The sequence below is a fragment of the Fimbriimonadales bacterium genome, assembly GCA_035559795.1.
GTDB lineage: Bacteria > Armatimonadota > Fimbriimonadia > Fimbriimonadales > ATM1 > DATMAR01.
Genome location: DATMAR010000002.1, coordinates 1 through 15,013, shown reverse-complemented (window position 1 = coordinate 15,013; position 15,013 = coordinate 1). Strand labels below are relative to the sequence as shown.

General features: G+C 46.0%; 16 protein-coding genes. 10 read left to right on the top strand and 6 right to left on the bottom strand.

Annotated elements, in window-relative coordinates:
• Positions 1–12: 12 nt before the first annotated feature.
• Entirely contained in the window at positions 13–2,268 is a 2,256-nt protein-coding gene (gene fliD / locus VNK96_00085; GenBank protein HWP30118.1) for a flagellar filament capping protein FliD, read from the top strand.
• A gap of 83 nt (positions 2,269–2,351) precedes the next feature.
• Here the strand turns inward: fliD and VNK96_00080 are convergent, their stop codons facing one another.
• Both VNK96_00080 and VNK96_00075 read right to left on the bottom strand, forming a co-directional pair.
• Entirely contained in the window at positions 2,352–3,545 is a 1,194-nt protein-coding gene (locus VNK96_00080; protein ID HWP30117.1) for an ABC transporter permease, read from the bottom strand.
• Entirely contained in the window at positions 3,529–4,287 is a 759-nt protein-coding gene (locus VNK96_00075; GenBank protein HWP30116.1) for an ATP-binding cassette domain-containing protein, read from the bottom strand. Before VNK96_00075 ends, VNK96_00080 begins: the two co-directional genes overlap by 17 nt.
• A 127-nt stretch (positions 4,288–4,414) precedes the next feature.
• Between VNK96_00075 and leuB the strand changes: the two genes are divergently transcribed.
• Complete coding sequence (gene leuB / locus VNK96_00070; protein HWP30115.1) at positions 4,415–5,458, top strand: 3-isopropylmalate dehydrogenase; 1,044 nt, start codon at positions 4,415–4,417, stop codon at positions 5,456–5,458.
• 81 nt (positions 5,459–5,539) lie between these two features.
• Here leuB and VNK96_00065 read toward each other — a convergent pair whose 3' ends face one another.
• From VNK96_00065 to VNK96_00050, 4 genes are read right to left on the bottom strand one after another with little or no spacing between them, the layout of a single operon-like run.
• A complete protein-coding gene (locus tag VNK96_00065; protein HWP30114.1) occupies positions 5,540–5,797 on the bottom strand; it encodes a FeoA family protein in 258 nt (85 codons plus the stop codon).
• Positions 5,794–5,985: a hypothetical protein gene (locus VNK96_00060; GenBank protein ID HWP30113.1), complete on the bottom strand. Its 192-nt coding sequence runs from the start codon at positions 5,983–5,985 to the stop codon at positions 5,794–5,796. Before VNK96_00060 ends, VNK96_00065 begins: the two co-directional genes overlap by 4 nt.
• Positions 5,982–7,619: a ferrous iron transporter B gene (locus tag VNK96_00055; protein HWP30112.1), complete on the bottom strand. Its 1,638-nt coding sequence runs from the start codon at positions 7,617–7,619 to the stop codon at positions 5,982–5,984. Before VNK96_00055 ends, VNK96_00060 begins: the two co-directional genes overlap by 4 nt.
• Positions 7,600–8,121, bottom strand: a complete 522-nt coding sequence (locus tag VNK96_00050; GenBank protein HWP30111.1) for a FeoB small GTPase domain-containing protein — start codon at positions 8,119–8,121, stop codon at positions 7,600–7,602. Before VNK96_00050 ends, VNK96_00055 begins: the two co-directional genes overlap by 20 nt.
• A 623-nt stretch (positions 8,122–8,744) precedes the next feature.
• Between VNK96_00050 and rocD the strand changes: the two genes are divergently transcribed.
• The 8 genes from rocD (at position 8,745) to VNK96_00010 (ending at position 14,659) form a co-directional block, all read left to right on the top strand.
• On the top strand, positions 8,745–10,040 hold the full coding sequence (gene rocD, locus VNK96_00045) for an ornithine--oxo-acid transaminase (GenBank protein ID HWP30110.1): 1,296 nt from the start codon (positions 8,745–8,747) through the stop codon (positions 10,038–10,040).
• A 23-nt stretch (positions 10,041–10,063) separates the two neighbouring features.
• The gene (gene rph / locus VNK96_00040) at positions 10,064–10,783 is read left to right on the top strand and encodes a ribonuclease PH (protein HWP30109.1); all 720 of its coding nucleotides are present in this window, start codon (positions 10,064–10,066) and stop codon (positions 10,781–10,783) included.
• Positions 10,783–11,412, top strand: coding sequence for an RdgB/HAM1 family non-canonical purine NTP pyrophosphatase (rdgB, locus tag VNK96_00035; protein ID HWP30108.1), 630 nt, complete (start codon positions 10,783–10,785; stop codon positions 11,410–11,412). The genes rph and rdgB overlap by 1 nt, the downstream gene beginning before the upstream one ends.
• Positions 11,413–11,485: 73 nt before the next feature.
• Entirely contained in the window at positions 11,486–12,418 is a 933-nt protein-coding gene (locus VNK96_00030; protein HWP30107.1) for a prepilin-type N-terminal cleavage/methylation domain-containing protein, read from the top strand.
• Complete coding sequence (locus VNK96_00025) at positions 12,403–12,582, top strand: hypothetical protein (GenBank protein HWP30106.1); 180 nt, start codon at positions 12,403–12,405, stop codon at positions 12,580–12,582. The genes VNK96_00030 and VNK96_00025 overlap by 16 nt, the downstream gene beginning before the upstream one ends.
• A gap of 42 nt (positions 12,583–12,624) precedes the next feature.
• A complete protein-coding gene (locus tag VNK96_00020) occupies positions 12,625–13,413 on the top strand; it encodes a dienelactone hydrolase family protein (protein HWP30105.1) in 789 nt (262 codons plus the stop codon).
• Positions 13,414–13,425: 12 nt separating this feature from the next.
• Positions 13,426–14,463, top strand: a complete 1,038-nt coding sequence (locus VNK96_00015) for an acetoin utilization protein AcuC (GenBank protein ID HWP30104.1) — start codon at positions 13,426–13,428, stop codon at positions 14,461–14,463.
• 13 nt (positions 14,464–14,476) lie between these two features.
• Positions 14,477–14,659: a hypothetical protein gene (locus VNK96_00010; GenBank protein ID HWP30103.1), complete on the top strand. Its 183-nt coding sequence runs from the start codon at positions 14,477–14,479 to the stop codon at positions 14,657–14,659.
• Positions 14,660–15,013: the final 354 nt, after the last annotated feature.

Here is a 15,013-nt window from a genome sequence, read left to right as displayed (position 1 = left end):
AATGGGTTTAAGATGGGATTTAGCGGCTCTGGGATTTCTTTTACAGGTTTAGGCTCGGGCATTGACACCGAGACTCTCATTCAGCAATTGATCGCGCTCGAGAAGCGACCTATTCTGCGTCTGCAATTGCAGCAGACTCAATTGCAAACGAAACTCGACTCGATAACGCAATACAAGTCGCTTCTCAACGTCTTGCGCAAAGCATCGGTAGAACTTAATTCCAAAAACGCATTCCAAGCGATGAAGGGAACGAGCACCAACCCCGACGTTGCGACAATTACAGCGGGAAGTAATTCGACAGAAGGTACGTATCAACTAAAAGTATTTTCAATTGCACAAGCACATAAAATCGCATCAGCAGGGCAGTCGAGTGCGACGAACGCGTTAGGTTTTTCCGGGGCATTTCTCGTTAACGGCAAAGCGATCAACGTGGTGTTGAGCGATTCTCTTTCTTCGATAGCATCGAAAATCAATGATGCCGATGCTGGCGTAGTAGCATCGATTATCAACGGTGGGGCTGGAAATGTTTATCTCACGATGACCGCAGAAAAGACCGGTGCGGATAATGCTCTGATTCTAAGTGACGTAGGCTCAGGAAATGTTTTAGAGTCTTTAGGTGTATTATCTGGCGCTACTTCGATACGTGACCCGATTCCGAACGGAGCTAAAAGTATGGGCTTTTCGGATTCTTCTACTGCCGTAGGAACTTTACTCGGCGTTTCCGTTCCTTCTGGAACAATCGAGATTAACGGAATTTCTATAAACATAGATTTCACTTCCGATTCTTTGAATACCATCGCAACGAAAATCAATAACGCAGGCGGAAATTTTTCTGCGACGGTGGTGACAGAACAAATCGCCGGAGAGACGAAGTATTTTTTGCAGATCACAGGGTCGCCCACGTTGACTTTTATAGACAACAATCACATGCTCGAAAATCTCGGGATATTGCAACGCAACTATGGGAATGAAATTCTCGCCGCCCAAGATGCCTCTTTCGAACTGGATGGAATTTCTTTTACGAATAGTTCGAATACGATCTACAATGTCATTCCCGGTGCGACCATTACGCTGCTCGATGGCGACACTACGAATCCGCTCGAAACCACATTAACGATTCAGCGAAGCACAACCGAGGTGGTAGAAAAATTACAATCTCTGGTGCAGGCTTATAATGCCATTGTCGAATTTTTGAAAACAGCGGCATCCTTCGACAAGGAAACCTTGGAATCGGGCATTTTGTTCGGTGATTCGGCTGTTTTACAGACTCAATCCTTATTGTTCGGTTCGTTAATGGATGCGCCTGATGGCATTAGTGGAATCTTTAAAAACCTGTTGGCTATCGGAATCTCTTTCGATAGCGATGGAAAAATGACTTTGGATAGCGCCGCTTTCGAAAATGCATTGAGCGCAAATGTAGAAAACGTGATCTCATTATTTACGGAGATTGGAACGATTGATGACCCATATATCGAATTTATTTCTGCAGGACCTAAAACGAAAGAGAGCGGTGCAACGGGTTACGAAATCGTCATCACACAATTGGCTACACAAGCGAGTTTCACCGCAGGAACGGCATTTTCCATGCCGAGCACAGAGCCAGAAACGATTACGTTCGATGGAAATCTATTCGGGAATCAACCTTATTATCTCAATGTAGAAAGCGGTTCTACGATTGACGATGTGATATTGCAGATAAACAGCGATGCTAAGTTGAAAAACTTAATAGTTGCCAGTAAAACCGTTGACAATAAATTAGTGCTCACTTCGAAAAAATACGGTACTCCGGGGAATTTTACAGTCGTCAGCGACAAAATGGCTGCTCCTAACAACAGCGGCATAGGGCTAATGCTGCAATCTGCAACAGGACTCGACGTTGCTGGAACGATGAACGGAGAAGCAGCGACGGGAAATGGACAAATTCTCACTGGAAATAGCGGAAATGCAACTACGGATGGTCTTCAAATCATGATTACCGGCGGTTCGACAGGTTCACGAGGGTTCATGGTATTTACAAAAGGTGCAGCCTCGAAATTAGAGGATGCTTTGAACACCGCGCTGGATACGATCAATGGTTTGATCCCTTCTTCGGAGAATTCTATTCAAAGCCAAATCGACGATATTTCGCAGCGCATAGAACATTTGAATGAGATTATCAAACTTCGTGAAGAGACGTTGCGGCGCAGATTCAAAGCGATGGAAGAAGCGATGGCGAGATTGCAAAGTCAAATGGTTAGACTTTCGCAACTATTCGCAACGGAAATATAGAAATCATCCTATTCCTTGCTGAGAATAAATCGCGTCTTACGGCGCTCCTACAGGATAAATCGCGTCTTACGACGCTCCTACGATTAAACGCGCAGAAGAACTGTTTCTTTCAAAAAGAGCCTAACTGCGAACCAAAGTCCTGCAGAAGCTAAAACCACACTAATTCCCGTCGTGACTATCAGGCTATACATGTCTACTTTGTTGAGCAGAGCATCGCGCATCACCATTGCAGAATTGAGAATCGGAATGAAGGGAAGCCATTTTGCGCTTGCAATGTCGGTAAATCCGACGAATTGGCTCGCGATGGCGGGGACTAAAACGATGAATCCTAAAAGAGAAAGGTAACTTTGCACTTCCTTCTGGTTGCGAGAAAACGTCGAAACTGCTAACAGAATCCCAGAAAAGAAAACGACGAGAGGAAGAACAGTGATGACCAGCGTGATGATCGAAAGAGGCGTCATCGTGAGCCCTTCTTCGAATAATTTTCGAGTCATGGGAAGATTGAGAATCCCCATCACGAGAACACCGGATAGTGCAGACAAAGTGCTCACGAAACTCACAGCGGCGAGCGCGCAAAACTTTCCGAAGGCAATCGCGCGACGAGAAATAGGAGAAATCAACAAAGTTTCCAACGAACCTCTTTCTTTTTCTCCTGCTACCAAATCGGAAACGATAGCAAAGCCACCGTAAAATGCCCAAATCACGATGAGATAAGGAAGGAATGCTACCAACCATTCACCGGCGAATGGTTTGCCTGTTTTCGCTTTTTCTTCTTTTAGGATGAACGGTAAAAACTCTTTTTCATCGAGCCCGAGCGCATGCATTCGCGCTTTCGCATAACTCGCGCTCGCTTCGTCTACTGCATTTTTGACAATTTCGAACGCAATTTTGCTGCGGGGGTCGAGCGGGTCTAAATAGGCATAGAATTCCGGCGCTTGTCGCTCAGAAACTTTTTTCGCAAATCCCTCCGGGAATTCGATTACCACTTGGGCTTTTTTTTCGAAAAGTTCTTTTTGGACGTTCGCCTCTTTGGAAAGGGGTTTGATTTCTAAATTTTGTTTTTTATAAAGCGCATCTAAAACTGCACCACCTTCCGCGGCATTTACGATAGATATTTTTTGCGCACCGCTCTTCGAAAGGTTCGATTCTAAATAGCCGAAAAGAAGGATGAGAAAAACTTCCAGAAGTAAAGGACCTAATACGGCGTTATAAAACACTCGCTTATCTCGAGCGAACTCGCGCAATTCTTTCAGGCAAACATCAAGCCATCCCTTCATGGTTCATTCCTTTTTTCGTTACGAGCGATAGGAAGACGAGCTCCAGACGTTCCTCTCCAGTCAGAGCGCGCAACTCGTCCATCGTTCCGATTGCCGCAATTTTTCCTTCGTGGATAACGGCAATGCGGTTGCACACGCGCTCGGCTTCGCTCATGATATGGGTACTGAATAATACGGTTTTGCCCAAGTTTCGGCAATCCAAGATGAAATCCATTATCGTGCGGCTTGCGATAACGTCTAAACCCGATGTGGGTTCGTCGAAAAAAAGCACGGGGGGGTCATGAAGAATCGTTCGCGCTAAACTCACGCGCTGTTTTTCTCCGGTTGACAATTTATCGCATAAACGATCTTGAAACTCTCCGATTTCTAAAAATTCTATGACTTCCTTTGTTCTTTTTCGAAGCGTGTTGTTCGACAACCCGTAAAGTTTTCCGAAGTATTCGATCATCTCCTTCGCAGTCAATCGTGCATAAAGCGCGGTTGTCGTAGACATAAATCCTATCGAGCGACGCACGTCTTCGGGTTGTTTCACTAAATCGTAGCCATGAATCGTGGCAGTTCCGGATGTGGGAGTGAGAATTGTCGCAAGCATGCGTAAAAGGGTCGTTTTACCAGCACCGTTCGCTCCCAATAAACCGAAGATTTCACCGGGTTTGCATTCGAAGGAAACGCCGTCAACTGCACGAACGATTCCGCGCTTTTTTTCTCGAAAATGTTTGACCAGATTATGTACTTCGACCATTTTTCAATTTATGACTATCCATTGTATCTATTGTATCTATCTGAAACTTGCTCGACGGGTTGCATGTAAAAAACAAAATAGCGTACCTTCATTGCTGAAGTCGATTTCGTTATAATCCCTTTCGGAAATGAAAAAGGTAGCGGTTCTTCCTGGTGACGGCATAGGTCCTGAGGTGGTTGCTGAAGCGGTAAAGGTGCTCGAAAAGGTTTCGAATGACATAGAATTCGAAGAAGGCCTTGTCGGAGGAACCGCGTACGATGCCACAGGGCATCCTTTGCCTGAGGCAACCCTCCAGTTGTGCAAGAAAGCTGATGCCGTTCTCCTCGGTGCGGTAGGCGGTCCTAAGTGGGAGAAGATAGAACCACCCGAATTGCGCCCAGAAATCGGTGCACTTTTGGCTCTTCGTCGAGAACTCGATTTGTATGCGAATTTGCGCCCTGCAAAGGTTTTTCCTGCGCTGATTGACGCCAGCCCGGTTCGCTTCGGTCCGAGCGGAAGGATAGATTTGATAGTTGTTCGGGAATTAACCAGTGGCATATATTTCGGAAAGCCACGAGAAAGGAGAGAAAACGGAGAAGTTGCAGTAGATACCTGCGTGTATTCCAAACGTGAGGTTCGACGCATTGCAGAGCGAGGTTTCGAAATTGCGCGAATGCGCAGAAAGAAATTGACATGCGTGGATAAAGCGAACGTTTTGGAGACGAGTAGGTTGTGGAGAGAAGTAGTTTCTGAAGTTGCGCAAAAGTATCCCGACGTGCAAATGGAATTTATGCTCGTAGACAATTGCGCGATGCAACTCGTTAGAGATCCTGGACAGTTCGATGTTATCCTCACTGAAAACATGTTCGGAGACATCCTGAGCGATGAGGCAGCACAGATAACCGGCTCTTTGGGTTTGCTTCCGAGCGCATCTCTTTCAGATGGAAATTTTGGTTTATACGAACCTGCGCATGGCTCAGCGCCTGATATCGCCGGAAAAGGTATAGCGAACCCTATTGCCACGATTTTGAGTGCGGCGATGATGTTGCGATATTCCTTCGGCATGACAAGCGAGGCAGATGCCATCGAGAAAGCGGTAAACGAAGTGCTCGAAAGCGGAGTGCGCACTCCGGATTTGGGGGGGAATGCAAGCACATCTATGGTCGGAGACGCTGTTACGGCGCATTTATAGATTTACGATGCTTCTTCAGAGTTTTTGTGTCATTTACGAGGTTCCGTCTGCGCTCGATAAGAATCTTCCTCGCGTGTCATACTACTCAATCAAACTGCGTGATTTGGATTGCTCTTCCTCATTTTCGATTTCGACTTCTATGAGGTTTGCGATTTCTTCGTCGAGACCGATTTCAGAAAAACCAACGCTAATAACGAGGCCTGGCCACTTCTGACGGAGTTCGAGCAAAGCGCCCGGCAAAATACCGAAGGCAGCGAGTTTACGCCAGTGACCTTCATGGTCGTGTTTCAAAGAAAGAACACGCGCCTTTTCGCCTTTGTGTAATTCGGTGATGGTCATTGCTTGACTTTGATTTGCTTTTTCTTTAGCCAATCCGTGAGGCGATTGATCCATTCTGGAATCTTCGGCTGTTCATATTCGCATTTTGGGCATTTCACCAAATTGCAACCACCGAAGGAGCCGCACTTTTCGCAGCCTTTTTCTGCCTCTTCGATACGAAATTCATACCCGCAATAACCGCACTTCATGCTAACCATCCCGTTGTCATCAAAATTCGCGCTAACAATGCTCCGACTAAAGTCGCAAAGAATAGAGTAAAGGCGAGCATTCCCACTGCCATTCCCAAACCACGTTCTTTTCGAACGACGAGAAATTGCGCGATGCATGGCAGGAAAAGCGTAATCGTAACGGCAATTACCAACATTTGCGGGGGGGTTAGCGAATGCTCGCTAACGAGTTTGTCTAATCCAGCGGCACCATAATCTCGCCGGAAAAATCCGAAAAGGAAAACTTCAGCCGATTCGATAGGTAAGAGAAGAACATTAACGAGCGGCCTAAGCGCGGTAATCGCCGCTTGGAAGGGAGTATATCCGTGAGAGAATGCCGATATCGCCAGTCCGATAAAAAAGCCGTATCCACTTCCGAGAAGACGCCCGAACCATCCCCACCTTTTCACGATAGCGAACCCAATCCAAGCGAGAAGTAATGCCCAACCGAAAGGCATTTGCCCCATCCATATTACTACACTCGCGACGATGAATAGAGGAAAGACTTCTAAGAAGTACCACTGCATTCGCGCGAATGTTTTGGCGAATACGTTAGCGAAACTCGGTAGTCTTATGGGGGGGAGTTCCATATAAAAAGGTGCCGTGCGACCCGGTGTGATTTTCGCCGCTAAAAAACCGGAGAGAAGAAACACCATCGTCATGATCAATCCCCAAATGACCAAAAGCGTGGGAATGGAAATTCCCGGACCTATAACGATTACTTTTTGCGTTGCGAGCAAACCTGCTACGACTGCGAGTTGTGCACTGCAAGGGATGCAAAGACTCAAAAGAAAAGTGGCAATCACTCGTTCGCGTTTACTTTCGAGGATTCGTGTGACTATCGTCGCCATAGTGTCGCACCCGAAGCCGAGCACTATAGGGATAACTCCTCTTCCATTTAGTCCGATGCGTTTAAAAATGCGGTCTACTAACAAAGATAAGCGAGGCAAGTACCCGCTATCTTCTAAAATCGAGAAAGCGATAAAAAACGTCGCGATGATAGGAAGGATTAACGCAACTGCGTAGGTAACTCCTAAAGTCCAAACTCCGTATTCACCCACGAAAAGTTCGTTCAGCCATTGAGGAGCGTTGAAACGTTCGAAAAGCGATATCACCCAAGGGTTGACGACCTTGCCGAAAATATCTTCTTCTACCCACCCGACCAAAGTTCCCGCACCGAATACTCCCACGAACTGATAAAGCCCGAAATAGAGCACGAGTAGGAGAATCGGAAATCCCCAAAACGGATGCGTACATAGTCTTCCCAAATATTCGCTAACCCGGTTACGGGATGCGCTGGTTTTCGTAATCGTTTCTTTCGCAATCTCTGTAGCGGTATTTTGTCTCGCTTCCACGACAAGATAACTGGGGGGGACACCGGTAGCGTTGGATTCTTCTACCCATTTGCGAATTTTCGCGAGTGTTTCGCTACCCTCTTGCCTTTCGATGCTCTCGAGGATTTCTGTGTCGTTATACAAAGCTAGTATCGCAACAGAGCGCTTCGTAAAAGGATAATCTCCCGCTCGCAAACAAGCCTCGATACGCTGAATTACGCTTTCGACGGATTCTGGATATCGAACGATGGTCGGTGCGCTGCTATTTGGCAAGGCGCTCATATAAGATGTCTTTCAAGAGATCGATACCGCGTCCATGAAGGCAAGCAGTTGCGATAACGGGAATGCCTAAACGCTTTTGGAGTTCGATGGTGTCAATTTTGATGCCTGACCGGTCCGCTTCGTCCATCATGTTCGCCACGACAATTACTTCGAATCCTGCCTCGAGAAATTGCAGGGTGAGGGGAAGCATGCGCTCGATATTCTTTGCATCTACGACGTGGAGGATGAGGTCGGGAGGGTTGTCTATCAGAACCCGTCTTGCTACCCGCTCATCTTCCGAAATAGGGGACATGGAATACATGCCGGGAGTATCGACGACGATGAAGCGAACCTTGTAGGCGGATGCCAGTCCTTTGGAGATTTCGACCGTGGTACCGGGATAGTTAGAGACAGTAACATAACGCCCCGTCAATCGGTTGAAAAGGACGCTTTTTCCCACATTCGGGTTGCCGACGATAGCGACAACCGGAAGTTTCGACGGGGACTTGAGAGCAAAAGCCATTTTTACGATTATATCTTTTTCTATAGATGATTTTGGCACAATGGTAAAAAAAATTTGGACGCATCAAAAATTCGGCTTTCCTACAAGGGGTATCAGTAATCGGACAACCTAAAGAAAAGGTGGCTTCGGCATCGCTCCAAAAAAGTGGATGGATATATCAGCTTACCTATAAGCCCATGGTGCTTCTTGGGATTTTACTGGCGGGATTGGGTCGTTTAGGGCAGTGAACCTGGTATTTACAACTGATGTTGTAGGTTTTTTCGTCCTGCTTGCATTATGAGTAAGTCTCCGAGTAAGTCCTCCGAAAAATGCTTCCCTGACGAGTTTCCTCAAATTTTTCTCGATTGGTTACAGAGTGCTCTGCATCAATGTTTCTTCGACCCTTTGCTCTTTTTCAAAAACCGCAGTCTATCAAAAAAAGCAGGACAATCCTGAGTCGAGGAAAAAGGCGTTGCTCTTTTACGACTAATTGTTTTCGAAATCGTATAACTTGCGAATCAATAGTAGGAAAGCATAATTGATCTTCAATGGGATGGGTAGTTTGTGGAGATTATTTTTTTTAAAAACAGGGTGGCATTATAAGGGTAGTATTTCGATGCAGAACATAGGTAACATAATTCACAATGAATTCGAAGAAAGGGAAAGAAGCGACTCTTATGAGTTTTTGGGAAGAGATATTTTCGGTAGGTGTTCAGGAAATGGTTTCTCGTCTAACAGACGAAGAAGCGAAAGAACTTACCGAGCGATACGGTGCACATAATTATCATCCGTTACCAGTAAATATCGTTCGCGCGCGAGGAGTATATGCTTACGACGGGAAAGGAAAGGAATACATCGATTGCATCGGAAGTTATTCTGCAGTTTCGCACGGGCATTTAAGTGAATTTATCGTAAGCAGCGTAATGAAGCAATTAGAAAAAGTTACACTCGTAAGCCGTGCTTTGTATACCAGTGAACTTGCGCTCTTTCTAAAAACGATATGCGAGTACTGCGATATGGATATGTGCTGCCCGATGAACACGGGGGTAGAAGCAATCGAAACATGCATAAAACTCGCGCGCAAGTGGGCTTACACCGTAAAAGGTGTAAAGGAAGACCGCGCAGAAATTATCGTTGCAGAAGGCAATTTTCACGGTCGAACGACAACGGTGATCGGTTTCAGTACGGAACCGCAGTACCGTTATGGATTCGGTCCTTTTACTCCCGGTTTTAAAATCGTTCCTTTCGGAGATGCGGAGGCTATAGAAAAAGCGATCAATGAAAATACGGCAGCAGTTTTATTGGAGCCGATTCAAGCAGAGGCTGGGATCATTATCCCCCCCGAAGGATATATGGAAAAAGTTAGGAATCTGTGTTCTAAAAATAACGTGCTGTTGATTTGGGACGAGGTTCAGACAGGGCTTTGCCGCACAGGCAAAAAGTTTGCATGGATGTACGAAAATGCAAAGCCGGATTTGATGGCGGTAGGGAAAGCGTTGGGAGGAGGAATTCTGCCGATTTCCGCAGCGCTCGGAAAAAAAGAAATCATGGAGGTTTTCAAACCTGGTGACCACGGAAGCACGTTCGGCGGCAATCCTCTCGCTTGCGCGGTTGCGATTGCAGGAATGGCTGAATTGGAGGTTTCCAACGCAGCAGAAAAAAGCGCTCGCTTAGGAAACAGATTACTTCAAGGTTTTCGCAAAATTCGAAGCGATTCGATAGAAGACGTGCGCGGAAAAGGATTATTAATAGGATTACAAGTCAAAGAAAGAGTGGATACGGAACTTTTAGTACAACAATTTATCCAAGAAGGGATATTGACGAAAGAAACGAGGCAAAGAACTTTTCGTTTCGCGCCTCCATTCGTCGTAAACGATGTCATCGTTGACGAAATAGTCGCGCGAGTCGAGCGTGCGTTGAAGAAAATAGGAGAGGGTTAACTCCTTCGGTAAAATCGTCGGATATGGCTATTGAAAGACTCGATGGACGCGCGCCTCAGGAACTTCGCCCATTGAAGTTAGAAAGAGGAGTCGCAAAATACGCGGAAGGTTCGTGCAAAATTACATTAGGAGATACGATTGTCCTCGTAACTGCGACAGTCGAGGAGCGAGTAGCTCCTTGGCTCAAAGGGAAAGGAACGGGTTGGATTACTGCCGAATATGGAATGCTTCCTCGCTCTGGTAAGGAAAGAAGTCAAAGAGATTATATGCGTCCCAATGGACGCGCGGTAGAAATTCAAAGACTGATAGGAAGGGCGATGAGAGCGGTCGTCGAATTAGAAATGTTAGGAGAGAGGACGATCACTCTGGACTGTGACGTAATACAAGCGGATGGAGGGACTCGTGTGTCTGCGATAACGGCAAGTTACATTGCGCTTCATGATGCGTTTCAATGGATGATAGGGCAACGAATGATTCCTCGAATGCCGTTGAAAGAACAAGTCGCCGCTATAAGCGTAGGCGTCGTGGGGGGGATAGAACTTTTGGATCTAACGTATGAAGAAGATAGTCGAGCCTCGGTGGATATGAATCTGGTGATGACGGACCGCGGTAGATATGTCGAGATCCAAGGAACTGCGGAGACGGAACCTTTCGAAGAGACGACCTTTGCAAAACTTCTTGGATTAGGGAAAATGGGATTGAAGCAACTTTTCGCCGCGCAAAAAGAGGCGTTGCAAAGTTGATGGATAACCGAACCAAAAAAGTGTTAGTCATCGCCTCGAAGAACGAGAAGAAGAGCAAGGAGATGAAGGATATTCTCGAAAGCCTTTTAGGGGGGGATTGGGAAATAAAAACTCTTATGGACTATCCTCAATACGAAGAGCCGGAAGAAATATCGGATTCCTATGCGGAAAATGCGCGAATTAAAGCGGAAACGGCGATGCGTGAAACGGGAGAAATGTGTATCGCAGACGACGCTGGATTAGAAATCGACGCTTTGGGGGGCAAGCCAGGTGTGCACAGCAAACGATTTGCGGGAGAGGAAACGCCCTTTCCAGAAAAGATTCGTCAGATTTTGGAGATGCTCCGAGACGTTCCGGAGGAAAAAAGGACTGCTCGTTTTCGATGCTTTGTTGCCATTGCATCGCCTGGAATGGAAACGCGTATATTCGAAGCGAGCAAGGAAGGCAAAATCGCATTCGAACCACGCGGAAGTTATGGTTTCGGCTATGATCCTATCTTTTATCTCCCCGAGTATGGGAAAACATATGCCGAAATGCTCCCGGAAGAAAAAAATAGGATAAGCCATCGTTTTTTAGTGTTGAAGAAGACTGCGGAATGGTTGAACACATCCGTTTCGGTTGAATCATAAATTTTGCGTTAAGAAAGAAGGAGATCTCGAAAAAACGCAGAAATTAAGAAATCGAGCCTCTAAGGAGGGAAAAGTGAAGCCGAGAAAAGCCTTTACCCTAATCGAGATGCTGGTCGTGATAGCGATAATCGCCATAATCGCCTCCATTCTCTTTCCAGTTCTCTCCCGCGCGAAGCAGGCAGGGAAAAAAACGAAATCCATTTCGAACATCATGCAATTCGGGCATGCGACCCAACTATACTGCAGCAATTGGGACGATAAATATCCTCGCACGGATTATTGTTCCCCGATGGATTCCCTTAATCCAGATTTAAACAAAGAGGGGGCTGTAAATGGCGATGGTTGCAGTCAATATCCGTTTCCCTATCGCATCAATCATTACAAATGGCAAAAGTGGTTGATGCCTTATGCCACGACGGTTCACCTTTTCGACCATCCTGTGATGGAAAAAGATAGAAAGATGTGGGAAGAGAATGGCGAAATTTTCGACATGTATGCAATTAATCTCGCACTCACAGGCGCGCTTAACACTTGGGGTAACCCAAATAAAAACGGAGCATATCGCGATTCGTTTTTAAGGGGCAGTCCTACGAATGTTCCAAACCCGAGTGAAGCAATGTTATTTATGGAATTTGCAAGCAGCAAAATCAATTTCGTGCCCGTTTTTCTTTATCCGAACGATAAATATACGACTGCGTATCCGATAGCCTTGCGCGAGTTATGGGCTCCAATGTTCATGAAATGGAAAGACAAGAATGATTGCACGCCAACGAATGAAGTAGACGACAAAGTAGTGCCTTTTTCTGGTGGAATTATCATCGGAAAAGTAGACGGAAGTGCGAAATGGATGCATGTAAATGCATTTCTTCAAAAAACACCTACGAAAATGGATTATATCGTTGGAAGTTATGCTGGAGGATGGGAATGCGGACCGACGGACGGCGCAAGAACCGTATCGGAAAAACCTAACTGGTCGGAGGAATGGCCTTTATGGGCGCTGAATTGAAGAAAACCATTCTTTTCCTCAGTGCAATGGCTTTGTTCATTTCTTCAGGCTGCGATGTAAGAATTTCTTATGATGCAGTGGAACAAAAAGATAGAGAACGTGCCGAAACCGCTAAACGAATGGCAGGTTACAATCATATGCGAGAACCTACCGCAGATAGATAATTCTCAGATGGATAATCCCCGGCGTATATTAAAAGTACCGATATGAAAATTCAACCTTTGGTCGTGTGTGCTCTCCTCTTCTTTTTCTTCGGATGTGCACCGAGAGGGGAGAAAGCCGCGGAAAGCGAGAAGGAGACCGAAATGGGTGGCATCTCTTTTCAAGCATCGGACGGAACGAAGGTTTACGCCGTGCTCTATCCAGTTACGGAAGGTGCGAACGCGCCGATCGTTCTTCTTTTTCACCAGGCGCGTTCTAATTCGGGTGAATACGAGCCTATTGCGAAGCGCTTGGTAAGTATGGGAATCAATGCGTTGGCAGTGGATTTGCGCTCAGGCGGTGAAATGTGGGGAAGAAAAAATAAAACTGCCGAAGCATTCCGCACCGACCCTGGATATCTCGCAGCATATCGAGATATGGAAGCAGCACTGGATTGGGCTAAGAAACAAGGCTACTCGAAAATCGCCGTGATGGGAAGTAGTTACAGCGCCTCGTTGGCTTTGCGTTTGGCAGCAGAGCATCCGGAAATAAGTGCCGTTATGGCGTTCTCTCCGGGAGAATACGGGGAATTGAAAGGACAAGTGAGAGGATGGAATGAAAAGGTCGAAGTGCCCGTTCTTTTTGCATGCACGAAAGACGAGTTGAGAGAAGTGCGGGCTTATTACGACACTCCTAAAAAGAAACTTTTGCGAAGCAAATATGATTTATTGATTTCGGAGGAGGAAGGTGTGCACGGAGCGAGTACATTGAGAGAGGATAAAAATCCAGATGGTTATAAATTTTATTGGGCTGGATTAGAAGGTTTTTTGGAGCAGTGGAAAAAGGGTTTTTAGCGTAATTCGCTCGTGATTCCGAATTTTTTCTATCGCCCGGAAATGCTCGAGTACGATTTTGGTTCTTTTCATCCTTTACGCCCAGAGAGACTGAAAAAAACTATCGAAGTGCTTGATGAATTGCATGCAATCGAGCCCATCGCTTCCCCCCCAGCGAAAATCGAAGACCTTCTGCGGGTGCACGATATGGAATACATCGAGGCAGTCCAGAAAGCGGGTACTATCCCGAACCCGTCCGAAAAGAAATGGACTCAGTTTGGGTTAGGCACTGAAGATAATCCTATTTTCGAGAAAATGCACGAGAAGGCTTTATGGTACGTGGGGGGGTCTGTGGCGGCAGCAGAGAAAATCCGCGACGGAGAAAAGATTTCGTTCAATTTGAGTGGAGGACTGCATCATGCGCATCGCAATCGTGCAAGCGGTTTCTGCATTTATAACGACCCGGCAATCATGATTTCGATACTACGCGAACGTTTCGAAAAAGTAGCGTATATAGACATCGATGTTCATCATGGAGACGGTGTGCAATGGATTTATTATGACGATCCTACGGTGATGACAATCAGCATCCACGAATCCGGTCGCACGTTATTTCCTGGAACGGGATTCGTGAACGAAACCGGAGCAGAGAACACCTCGATAAATATTCCATTAGAAGCATATACGACAGGTGATGTATGGGTTTGGGCATTTAAAGAGGTAGTCCCACGTGCATTAGAAAAGTTCGTTCCTCACGCAATAGTTTTACAGATGGGAGCGGATGCCCATTTCGACGACCCTTTAGCGCATCTTTTGGTTTCGGTTCAAGAGTGGTTAGAAGCGGTAAGAATCGTGAAAAGTTTCGGATTGCCAATTGCTGCGTGCGGAGGTGGAGGTTATAATCTTTCCACCGTTCCGCGCATGTGGAGTGCGGCTTGCATCCTTTTAGGGGAAGAAAATTCCTCGATCATCGAAAGATTCTACGATTCCTCATTGCCGCAACCGCGAGAACAAGGTAAAAAGGAAGCGGAGCGAGTAGTGAAGGAATTGCTCGAAAATGTGTTGAAATGAATAGGAGGTTCTAATGCCGGATTTTACGGATAAGGAATTGGCTTTATTAGCGGAGTTGCTCGCAAGGGAGCATGACGAATTGTTAGTAGAAATACGTCGAACCGAAAATTTGGAATTGCACGACCAGTTGAAAGAACGCCTTGAATTGGTGCGCAATCTTCAAAAGAAATTGAACGTTCCGAGTTCGAGCGATTAGCGGTCTTTTGTTTCCTTTTTTCTTTGTGCATCACTCTGCGCTTCAATGCTTCTCTAAGCAAATACTCGGTTTGAGTCTCGAAGCATGCAATTCCTGTACGTCTATTTAAATCTTCTTCTGTAAAAGCGGGACATGGACCTGAAGGAAAGTTACGGTTTTTTCGAAAATTGCGACCTACCTTAACGTTAGAACACGAGAAAACCGCTATATAATTTTTGTATATTCCGGATGCGAACTGGGCAACGAAGTAAAACGCATCCGCAAGGAGAAGAGCAATGAAATTACTATTTATTTTGTTAGGGGCGGTTATCACATCGGTTGCAATAAACTGGTTGGTTTTGCCCAAAGACGTTT